General features: G+C 67.4%; 8 protein-coding genes and 1 tRNA gene. 4 read left to right on the top strand and 5 right to left on the bottom strand.

The genetic code is table 11. From position 1 onward, the window contains the following. Positions 1-187: 187 nt before the first annotated feature. Positions 188-264, bottom strand: a tRNA-Arg gene (locus KDK82_RS29740). A gap of 182 nt (positions 265-446) precedes the next feature. Here KDK82_RS29740 and KDK82_RS29745 point away from each other — a divergent pair. Continuing rightward, positions 447-1,976 (top strand): PLP-dependent aminotransferase family protein, encoded by a 1,530-nt coding sequence (locus KDK82_RS29745; protein ID WP_088166997.1) that lies wholly within the window; start codon positions 447-449, stop codon positions 1,974-1,976. 47 nt (positions 1,977-2,023) lie between these two features. Here the strand turns inward: KDK82_RS29745 and KDK82_RS29750 are convergent, their stop codons facing one another. Further along, a complete protein-coding gene (locus KDK82_RS29750) occupies positions 2,024-3,466 on the bottom strand; it encodes an amino acid permease (protein ID WP_012203946.1) in 1,443 nt (480 codons plus the stop codon). Positions 3,467-3,590: 124 nt separating this feature from the next. Next, entirely contained in the window at positions 3,591-3,989 is a 399-nt protein-coding gene (locus KDK82_RS29755) for a nuclear transport factor 2 family protein (protein ID WP_013803799.1), read from the bottom strand. A 335-nt stretch (positions 3,990-4,324) separates the two neighbouring features. Here KDK82_RS29755 and KDK82_RS29760 point away from each other — a divergent pair, with 335 nt between their 5' ends. Continuing rightward, entirely contained in the window at positions 4,325-5,746 is a 1,422-nt protein-coding gene (locus KDK82_RS29760; RefSeq protein WP_012203944.1) for an FAD-binding oxidoreductase, read from the top strand. An 81-nt stretch (positions 5,747-5,827) separates the two neighbouring features. On the opposite strand, the gene KDK82_RS29765 is transcribed toward KDK82_RS29760, so the two are convergent. Beyond that, positions 5,828-6,229 carry a group II truncated hemoglobin gene (locus KDK82_RS29765; protein ID WP_012203943.1) on the bottom strand — a complete coding sequence of 134 codons (402 nt, stop codon included), beginning with the start codon at positions 6,227-6,229 and terminating at the stop codon, positions 5,828-5,830. 39 nt (positions 6,230-6,268) lie between these two features. Next, entirely contained in the window at positions 6,269-7,810 is a 1,542-nt protein-coding gene (locus KDK82_RS29770; protein WP_088166998.1) for an MFS transporter, read from the bottom strand. A gap of 205 nt (positions 7,811-8,015) precedes the next feature. Here KDK82_RS29770 and KDK82_RS29775 point away from each other — a divergent pair, with 205 nt between their 5' ends. Together KDK82_RS29775 and KDK82_RS29785 are read left to right on the top strand one after the other, a co-directional pair. After that, positions 8,016-8,897: a LysR substrate-binding domain-containing protein gene (locus tag KDK82_RS29775; protein WP_088166999.1), complete on the top strand. Its 882-nt coding sequence runs from the start codon at positions 8,016-8,018 to the stop codon at positions 8,895-8,897. A gap of 708 nt (positions 8,898-9,605) precedes the next feature. Then, a complete protein-coding gene (locus KDK82_RS29785; protein ID WP_256974578.1) occupies positions 9,606-9,914 on the top strand; it encodes a hypothetical protein in 309 nt (102 codons plus the stop codon). Positions 9,915-9,942: the final 28 nt, after the last annotated feature.

Consider the following 9,942-nt stretch of genomic DNA (forward strand, 5'->3'; position numbering starts at 1 on the left):
CAGCTGAGCTACAGCCGCCAAGCTTCGAATTATAGCGTGCTTTTTGAACGCTTACGGAAAACCATGAAAATATCGAAAAATAACCGTTGACCAGCGCCTGAACCATTGCCACGGCCTCTGTGCGGGCCTGTGCGGGCGCCTGAAACGAAAAAGCCTCAGAACTTTGCAGTTCTGAGGCTTGTCGTTTTGGTGCGGCTGGCAGGAATCGAACCCACGACCCCTTGGTTCGTAGCCAAGTACTCTATCCAGCTGAGCTACAGCCGCCAAGACAACGATTGTATATCAATTTCTGGCCTCTCCGCAAAAATTGCAACCATCGCAAACTCCGGGCCCCGTGGCGCACCAGCTGGCCTATATTGGCCGGTCGCGGATGCAGGCCCTGCCCTGCACCTGCGCGGGAGACAAACACAGCGAGCGGCCCGCCGCAGCGGCGGGAACGACAAGACATGACAGACAAGCGCGCGGCCACGCAGCCGCAACCGCCCGAGGGCGCCATGTGGGGGCAGCTGTTTCGCCGCAGCGCCCGCCCCTCCCTGAGCCTGCAGGGCCAGATCCGCGAGATGCTGGTCGATGCCATCCTCTCGGGCATCCTCGCACCCGGCGAATCCATTCCCTCCAGCCGCGAGCTGGCGCGCCACCTGGGCGTGGCACGCATCACCGTGGTGCTGGCCTACCAGCAGCTGGCCGAGGAAGCCTTTTTGCTGAGCCGCCAGCGCAAGGGCCACTTCATCCATCCCGACGTACTCAAGGGGCGCACGCCGGGCGGCGCTGCGGCCAGCAGCACCCCTGGCGAAGGCCGCCGCACCGACTGGTCGCGGCGCCTGTGGCTGCTGCCCAGCCAGCAGCGCAGCATCGTCAAGGAAGAGGACTGGCAGCGCTATCCCTATCCCTTCCTGTACGGCCAGTTCGACAAGGAGCTGTTTCCCACGGCCGCCTGGCGCGAATGCTGCCTCAAGGCCCTGGGCGTGCTGGACATACGCCAGTGGGCGCCCGACCAGATCGCGCGCGACGACGAGATGCTGATCCAGCAGGTGCAGACCAAGATCCTGCCGCGCCGCGGCGTCTGGGCCTCGGCCGACGAGCTGATCATTACCGTGGGTGCGCAGCACGCCCTCTACATGGTGGCCGACCTGCTGATGCGCGAGGGCACGGCCGTGGGCATCGAGGAGCCCGGCTACCCCGACGCGCGCAACATCTTCAGCAGCCGCACCTCCCAGGTCATCCCGCTGCCGGTGGACGGCCAGGGCCTGCCGGTCACGCCGCTGCTGCGCCAGCTCGACTACCTCTACTTGACGCCCAGCCACCAATGCCCCACGGGCGTGACCATGCCGCTGGCCCGGCGCGAGGCGCTGCTGGAGATGGCCGAGGCGCACGACATCATCCTCATCGAGGATGACTACGAGAGCGAGAGCAGCTTCGACGGCCAGCCCATTCCGGCGCTCAAGAGCCTGGACCGCAGCAACCGCGTGATCTACGTGGGCAGCCTGTCCAAGAGCCTGGCGCCGGGCCTGCGCGTGGGCTACATCGTGGCCGCGCCCGAGCTGATCCGCGAACTGCGCGCGCTGCGCCGGCTCATGATCCGCCACCCCGCCACCTTCGTGCAGCGCACGCTGGCCATGTTCATCTCCCTGGGCCACTACGAGGCCCAGCAGCGGCGCCTGGCACAGGCGCAGAAGGAGCGGCACGCGGCGCTGACGGCCGCCATGGCCGAGCATGCCCCCGGCTGCCGCATCACGCCCGTGCGCGGCGGCGGCTCATGCTGGGTGCAACTGCCCGACCACATGCCTGTCGAAGCCCTGGCGCAGCGCGCCGCAGCGCACGGCGTGCTCATCGAGCCCGGCGATGTGTTCTTCGCCCGCCCGGGCACGCCCGGCAGCTTCATGCGCATGGGCTACCAATCCATACCCGCCAACGACATCGGCCAGGGCGTGAAGGCCCTGGCCGATGCGATCCGTGAGGAGCAACCCGAGAAGTAACGCAAGGAGTGGCCGGGATCGGCCCTGCCGGTCCCGTCGCCCCTGGGTCAGTACTTCTGCGGCTCGGGCTGCGCGGCCTCGGACAGCGAGGACACCACCGGCGCCACGCCACGCTGCAGGAACTGCCGCACGCCATAGGCCAGCAGCAGGATGCACAGGCTGGCCACGCCCAGCGCCAGCGGTGTGCGCTGCTCGGGGATGAAGGCCATGGCGATGACGATGGACAGCATGCCGAAGATGGCGAACCAGGTCAGGTACGGATAGCACCACATGCGCACCTTGAGCAGGTGCGGCGCCTCACGCTCCAGGCGGGAGCGCAGGCGCAGCTGCGAGATGGCGATCAGGATGTAGACGAAGATCGCCACCGTGCCGTAGGAATTGACCAGGAAGGCGAACACCTTGTCGGGCGACACATAGGACATCACCACGGCGCCGTAGCCGAACACCGTGGCCACCAGGATGGCACGCGTGGGCACGCCGTTGCGGCTGACCTTGGCCAGCGCCTGGGGCGCATCGCCGCGCCGCGTCAGCGCGAACAGCATGCGCGAGGATGCATACAGCCCCGAGTTCAGCGCCGACAGCACGGCCGTCAGCACGATGGCGTTCATGATCTGCGCGGCAGCGGGCACGCCCATGGTGTTCAGTGCGCTCACATACGGCGTGGCGATGCCAACCGCATTCCAGGGCACCAGGCAGGCCACCAGGAAGATGGAGCCCACATAGAACACCAGCACGCGCGTGATCACCGAGCTGGTGGCCTTGGCCACGGCCTTCTGCGGCTCGGCCGTTTCAGCCGCCGCAATGGTCACGATTTCGGCGCCGAAGTAAAAGCCCGTGGCCGCCACGGCCCCGGTCAGCACCGGCACGATGCCGTTGGGCATGAAGCCGCCATTGCCGGTGAGGTTGCCGAAGTGCATGCCCTGCGACGCAGGCGTCAGGCCCAGCACGTAGACGCCAGCCACGAACAGGAAGACCACGATGGCCGCCACCTTGATGGAGGCGAACCAGAACTCGAACTCGCCAAAGGACTTCACCGAGACCAGGTTGGTCAGCGTCAGCATCACCAGCAGCACCAGGCTGATGCTCCAGTTGGGGACATCGGGCAGCCAGTAGCGCACCAGGTCGGCGCCAGCCACGGCCTCCAGCGCCACGACGATGACCCAGAAGTACCAGTACATCCAGCCCGTCAGAAAGCCTGCCAGCCGGCCCACGCCGGGGCGGTCGCGCCAGGCCTCTCGCGCATATTCGTAGAAGGACCCTCCGCCGGGCATGGAGCAGGCCAGCTCGCCCAGCATGCGCATGACCAGCACCACGAGCAGGCCCGTGATGAGGAAGGAAAGAATCGCGGCCGGCCCGGCCGACTTGATGACGACGCCGCTGCCCACGAACAGCCCGGCGCCGATGACGCCGCCCAGGGCGATCATGGTCATGTGCCGCTGTTTGAGCCCGTGTGAAAGCCCCGGCGAAGAGGCTTGCTGATGTCCGATCATGTCTTGTCTCCTGTTGCGTTCAGGCGCCACGGCTGATGCTCTGTTGTGGTGGCTGCGCAGGTGCGCGCCTTGCCGTGGCGTATCCGGTGTTCCCGGTGGCACGGGGCCGCAAGGCCCCGCGCCGTCAGGCGGCCGCCACCGGCGGGCGGTCCTTGCGGAAGGCGTTCTTCACAGCGATCTTTCCGTCCTTGAAGGTGAAGACATCCACCATGCGCGCTTCCACGCGCAGGCCGTCGGCCTTGGTGCCCTTGAAGGTGCTCTCGGACACGCCACGGTCGCCCTGCACGAAATGGTCTCCATCGAGCCAGGCCGCATCGGGGAAGGCCTGCCAGGCCATCTGGAAACCCTCGCGCACCGCCTGGCGGCCGACGAAGCTGCGGCCCATGAGATCGGGCCCGGCCACGGCGTGGAACTCGCATTCATCGGCCATGAAGCCCATCAGGGCCTCGATGTCGTGGCGGTTCCAGGCCTCGGCGAAGCGGGCCAGGAACTGGGCATCCGGAGGGTTGGTGTCTGCGCTCATGCTGTCTCCTTGTCTGTGGTGGGTACCACGGCGCCAGGCCCCGGGCAGGGCCGCCGCGCCGCGTCATCGAAATGTCGATGGGCCATGGTAGGTAGCAGGCACACGGACCCGTTAGAACCAGATGCCATCAATCGTTAGGTCCAGGCGCGCGCACCGGCCGCCACTGGCTCTATCGAAAGCTGGGCTGTGGCGCTAACTGGCTCCATGGCCTGCTGGCTATGCTGATTCCATCGTCGGCGCACCGCCTTGCAGGGCTTGCCGGCATTGGCCCCATTCCACCGAATCCATAGCAAAAAGCGGCAGATCCCAAGCCGCCGCACCAGGAGACATCCGCCATGAAAGCCGAGGACATCCGCCCCAGCCACCTGCGTCCCTACGACCCTCAGTACGACCCGCTGGTGGCCGCCAACCCGGGCCACGGCACGGGCTATGCGCCCACCTACTGGGTCGGCACGGCGGGACGACCGCCAGACGATGACGGCCCGGTCACCGGCGACATGGACGTGGACGTGGCCATCGTCGGCTCGGGCTTCACGGGCCTGGCCACGGCCCTGTTCCTGGCGCGCGAGCACGGCATACGCGCCGTGGTGCTGGACGCCAACCAGACCGCCTGGGGCTGCACCAGCCGCAATGGCGGCCAGGGGCAGAACGCCAGCGGGCGCCTGTACCGCTCGCAATGGATCGCACGCTGGGGCAAGGACGTGGCGCTCAAGCTCGACGCCGAGATCCGCGAGGGCTTCCAGACCTTCAAGGACCTGGTGGCCGAATTCCCCGAGTGCGAGCCCCAGCCCGGCGGCCACCTCTACATCGCCCACCGCGAAAAGAAACTCGACTTCCTGCGCAACGAGACCCAGATCATGCGCGAGGTCTTCGGCTATGACGCCCGCATGCTCAGCCCCGAGGAGCTGCGCCGCGACTATGTGAACGATGCCGACAGCCACGGCGCCATGCACGAGCCCGACGGCATCGGCGTGCACCCGCTCAAGCTGGCCTTCGGCTACCTGCGCAAGGCGCGGGAGCTGGGCGTCAAGGTGCACCCGGCCAGCCCGGTGCTGGGCGTCGAGACGCGCAACGGCGTACACCACCTGCGCACGCCCGGCGGCACCGTGCGGGCGCGCGCCGTGGGCTTTGCCACGGGCGGCTACACCAGCAACGCCCTGCATGGCAGCCTACGCTCCAAGATCATGCCCATCCTCTCGAACTCGCTGGTCACGCGACCGCTGACCGAGCAGGAACTGGAGGCCACGGGCTTCAAGACCACCCAGGTCATCACCGACACCCGCACGCTGCGCTTTTACTACCGCCGCCTGCCCGACAACCGCGTGCAGATCGGCAGCCGCAGCGCCGTCACGGGCGCCGATGCGCCCAACCCCATCCACATGGCCAAGCTGGTGGACGGCCTGCACCGCAAGTTCCCGGCGCTCAAGGGCATCACCATCGACTACTCCTGGTGGGGCTGGGTCGATGTGAGCCACGACATGATGCCGCGCGTCTTCCAGCCCGATCCGGCCCAGAGCATCTTCTACGCCGTGGGCTATGGCGGCAACGGCGTCTCCTTCTCGGCGCACGCGGGCCGGCGCATGGCCGAGCGCATCGCGGGGCGCCAGAGCAAGACCTTCGAGCTGCCCATCTACAACTCGGAGCTGGAGTATCCGAACGTCTTCAACATGGTGCGTTCGCCCGCGTTTGCGCCGTTTCGCCGGCTGGGGCAGCGGTTCCTGTACCACTGGTACTACATGCGCGACGAAAAGCTCTGAACCCCAACCGATTGCTGCTTGGGCCGGCCTCCTGCAGGGGGCCGGCCCTTTTTTTCAGCAGCGCCGGGGGGCAGCCACCTGCTACCGGTTCCGCATCCAATCGGCCGTGTTCATAAAGCTGGCCTTGAGGCGCACGCGCAAATCCTCGGGCACGCCGGTCTCGCCCATGGCCTGGTCCATGCAGGCCACCCACTGGTCGCGCTCCAGGATGCCGATGGAAAACGGCATGTGGCGCATGCGCAGGCGCGGGTGGCCGAAGCGGTCCTGGTAATGGTCAGGGCCACCCAGCCAGCCGCACAGGAACCAGAACAGCTTCTGGCGCGCATCGGCCAGCGTGCTGCCGTGGGCGGCACGCAGTTCGGCATAGCCGGGCTCCAGGTCCATCAGATCGTAGAAACGGTCCACCAGGGCCTGCACCCTGGGCTCGCCGCCGATCCATTCATAGGGGGTCTGGGGGGCGTTGTTCTGGGATTCCTCTGACATGGCGAAAAGCGGCTGGCGGCTGAGTGAAACCCGCGATTGTCAGGCATGTGCCATGTCCGTGCCCGTACCGGTATCCGTGGGGGCCCCGGCACGCAGGAACCCGTACACCGCCAGCGCCGTGAGCACCGTGATGCCCGCCAGCACATCCAGCAAGATGCCAAAGGCCTGGCCATAGGCCGCCAGCACGGCGGGTGCAGACAGGCCGGGCAGCAGGGCCATGGCCTCGGCGATGTTCCCCGTCACCAGCAACTGCGCCGCGCGGCCGGTGGCATGCAAGGACTGCACCGCCTGCATCGCCTGGGGCGCCTGAGGTGCCAGGGCCGACAGACGCCATGCCAGCAATGCAGCCAGCCCCGCGCCCACCAGCGCCAGCGCCATGCCCTCGCCCGCCACGCGCACTGTGCTGAAAATGCCCGTGGCCATGCCGGCGCGCTCGCTGGGTACCACGCTCACGGCCAGGCCATCCATCAAACCCCAAGGCAGCCCGATGCCCAGGCCTATTAGCAGCAGCGGGGGCGCCATCTGCGCAAAGGCCGTGCCCGGCGCGCACCCGCCCAGCCACAGCAGGCCCGCAGCGCAAACCAGCAACCCCGCCAGGCACAGCAGCGCGGCCGAAACCCAGCGCGTGAGCCAGCCCGCCAGCAACGGCACGAACAGCATGGGCAGGGACAGCACAAACATCAACTGCCCCGCCTGCAGCGGCGCCATGCCCTCCACGCCGATGAAGCGCACCGGCAGCAGCACCAGCAGCACCACGAAGGCATAGGCCGGCGCACCCGCCAGCAACTGCACGCCCACGAAACGCGGATAGCGAAACAGCGACAGGTCCAGCATGGGCTGCCCCGTGCGCTGCTGCACGCGCCGCTCCACGGCCACAAAGGCCGCCAGCGCCAGCGCGGCACCGGCCAGCGGCAGCAGCGCCGCCCCGCTGGACCAGCCCGCCTCCGGCCCCTGCAGCACGCCCCAGGTCAGCAGCGCCAGGGCTGCGGTGAACAGCAGCGCACCGGCCCGGTCCAGCCGCTGCGCCTTCGGATTGCGCGACTCCGGCATGCAGCGCAGCCCCAGCACCAGCGCTGCCAGCGCCACGGCGGCCACGCAAAGCACCACGCCGCGCCAGCCCGCCACGCCCAGCAACCAGCCCGACAGCAACGGCCCGAAGGCCAGGCCCACGCCGAACGACGTGCCCACGCCACTGAAGGCACGCATGCGCGCCGTCCCGTCGAACACCTGGGCCAGCGCCGCCGTGCCGCCCGCCAGCGCGGCCGCCGCGCCCAGGCCCTGCAGCGCACGCAGCAGGTTGAACACAACGATGGCCCCCTGCCCGCCCAGGCAGGCCTGGGCCAGCGCACTGGCCAGCACCACGCCCAGCCCGGTCAGGAAAACGCGCCGCCGCCCGTGCAGATCGGCCAGCGCGCCGGCCGCCATCAGCGTGGCGCCAAAGCTCAGCATGAAGGCATTCGTCACCCAGTTCAGCGCCAGCGGCCCGCCGCCCAGCGCCTCGCGCAGCGCAGACAGGGCCACAGCCGGCCCGGTAAAGCTCAGCGGCATCGCCAGCGCCGCAAGGCACACCGACAACAGCACCCAGACCGGGGATGCACGCGGTCGCGCTGTACCGTGGAGCGCATCCGGTGCGCGGGAAGAAGTCAGGCAGGAGGACATGGTTGGCAAGGCTTTCGCAATTTCCCGGCCGCACATGGCCAAGCATGCATGAACGATAAAAGCGCTGCAATGCCGTGAAAATAGGCGCCAGACTCCCCACACTCCCAACCCCAGGTTGGCAATCGACATGGACAGCTTCAGCGGACTCGAATCCTTTGTGCGTGCAGCCGACCTGCTGAGCTTTGCCGAGGCCGGGCGCGCCCTGGGCATCTCGGCCTCGGCCGTAGGCAAGAACGTGGCGCGGCTGGAACAGCAACTGGGCCTGCGCCTGTTCCAGCGCACCACGCGCCAGGTACGCCTCACGCAGGAAGGCGCACTGTTCCATGAGCGCTGCCGCCGCATCCTGGATGAACTGCACGATGCGCGCGCCACCATGCAGGCCGCCGCCGAGGCGCCGCGCGGACGGCTGCGCGTGAGCCTGCCCACCATCGGCTACCGCTTCCTGCTGCCCGTGCTGCCCGAGTTCCAGGCCCTGTACCCGGAGGTTGACCTGGACCTGGACTTCAACGACCACCTGGTGGACGTGGTCGAGGCCGGCCTGGACGTGGTCATCCGCAGCGGCGAACTGGCCGACTCACGCCTGGTCGCGCGCCGGCTGGGGCCGTTCCGCTTCATCTTGGCCGGCTCGCCCGACTACCTGGCGGCACGGGGCATACCGCAATCCCCCGCCGAACTGGCACAGCACAGCTGCCTGCGCTACCGCTTCCTGAGCAGCGGTAAGCTGGAGGAATGGGTGCTGCCCGGCATGCCGCCCCACCTGCCCGCCGCCCTGGTCTGCAACAACATGGAAGCCATGCTGGGCGCGGCCGTGGCGGGCATGGGGCTGGCCTACATGCCGGACTTCCTGGCGCGCGATGCACTGGGGCGTGGCGAACTGCAGCGGGTGCTGGCCGATGAGCTGACGCACACGGGGCAGTTTTCGGCGTTGTGGGCGTCGAGTCGGCAGTTGTCGCCTAAGGTGAGGGCGTTTGTGGATTTTGTGGGGGAGAGGCTGTTCAAGGAGTCTTGAACGGGTCCTTCCCCTGCTGTTGCTTGTTCTTGTCCCTGCTGTTGCTCGTTTCTGCCCCTGGTGTTGCTCGTTTCTGCCCCTGCCGGGTGGTTGTTTTTCGAGGCCGGGTCTCGGCCCGGCGGCCGACCTACTTTCCTTTGTTTCGCCAAAGGAAAGTAGGCAAAGCAAAGGCGACCCGAATGTCCGCGACCCTCCGCTTCGCTGCGGGCAACCTGCGTCGTGGCGGTTGCGGGGTTCGCTGCGGAACTCGCTGCGTTCACTGCGTGAACTCCGCTCAGACAACCGCAGCGAGTCAGATCACGAAGCAGTCCTGTCCTTCGGCAGGACTGCAACCCCGCAACCACCACGCCGCAGGCGCTGACATACGGGAAGTTGGTGCGGGCCTTTGCTTCGCTCGGCCATTTTTTGGGCGCGCTCGTCGTCCAAAGCCTCTATCATTTCGACCGGCCCCCTGTTCAGGGGCTGGTGCTTCAAAACACCTTTATAGAGCGGTGCAGCCTCCCCGTCAGCGAGGCCTTGTCACGTCTGGATCATCGGACCGTGGGTGCCTGCCCACGTCCCTGCGGTTACGGACGGGATGGGGCTACCCGCAAGGGCGTCCGCACGGCTCTGTACGTGTTTTGAACATCCCGTCCACCTTCTTCGCGCTTCAAAACGTGGAGCGGGTGGCTTCCATCTCACAGAGGAGAGCGAAACCATGCACGCCATATGTCCCATCCTAGTTACCGTCACCTGCAGGGCCAGGCCATGAAGCAGGAAACACGATCCACCAGCGCCAGAACCACGCAGCTGAACTTCTCCATCACCGAGGTGAACCGAATGGTCCAGATGGGCTGCAACGAGATCTCCTCCATCTCCCAGCTCGCCCAGGCATGGCTGCTATCGCCCGAAGGCCTGCGCGACACGGACGTGGTGACCAACGCCTTGCGCACCATTCAGCACAGCGCCGAGCGGCTGGCCACCTACGTGGAAGACGAGATCTATCTCCTGCGCAACACCGCCAAGCCCGAGGCCTGAAGCAGTAGCCTCAGCCCACGAAAAACAG

The organism is Delftia sp. K82, assembly GCF_002193035.1.
Classification (GTDB): domain Bacteria; phylum Pseudomonadota; class Gammaproteobacteria; order Burkholderiales; family Burkholderiaceae_C; genus Comamonas; species Comamonas acidovorans.

What these genes read in the sequence shown, in the direction of transcription:
- KDK82_RS29745 (WP_088166997.1), top strand. Translation starts at nt 447, where the DNA reads ATGACAGACAAGCGCGCGGCCACGCAGCCGCAACCGCCCGAGGGCGCC.
- KDK82_RS29750 (WP_012203946.1), bottom strand. Translation starts at nt 3,466, where the DNA reads ATGATCGGACATCAGCAAGCCTCTTCGCCGGGGCTTTCACACGGGCTC.
- KDK82_RS29755 (WP_013803799.1), bottom strand. Translation starts at nt 3,989, where the DNA reads ATGAGCGCAGACACCAACCCTCCGGATGCCCAGTTCCTGGCCCGCTTC.
- KDK82_RS29760 (WP_012203944.1), top strand. Translation starts at nt 4,325, where the DNA reads ATGAAAGCCGAGGACATCCGCCCCAGCCACCTGCGTCCCTACGACCCT.
- KDK82_RS29765 (WP_012203943.1), bottom strand. Translation starts at nt 6,229, where the DNA reads ATGTCAGAGGAATCCCAGAACAACGCCCCCCAGACCCCCTATGAATGG.
- KDK82_RS29775 (WP_088166999.1), top strand. Translation starts at nt 8,016, where the DNA reads ATGGACAGCTTCAGCGGACTCGAATCCTTTGTGCGTGCAGCCGACCTG.
- KDK82_RS29785 (WP_256974578.1), top strand. Translation starts at nt 9,606, where the DNA reads ATGTCCCATCCTAGTTACCGTCACCTGCAGGGCCAGGCCATGAAGCAG.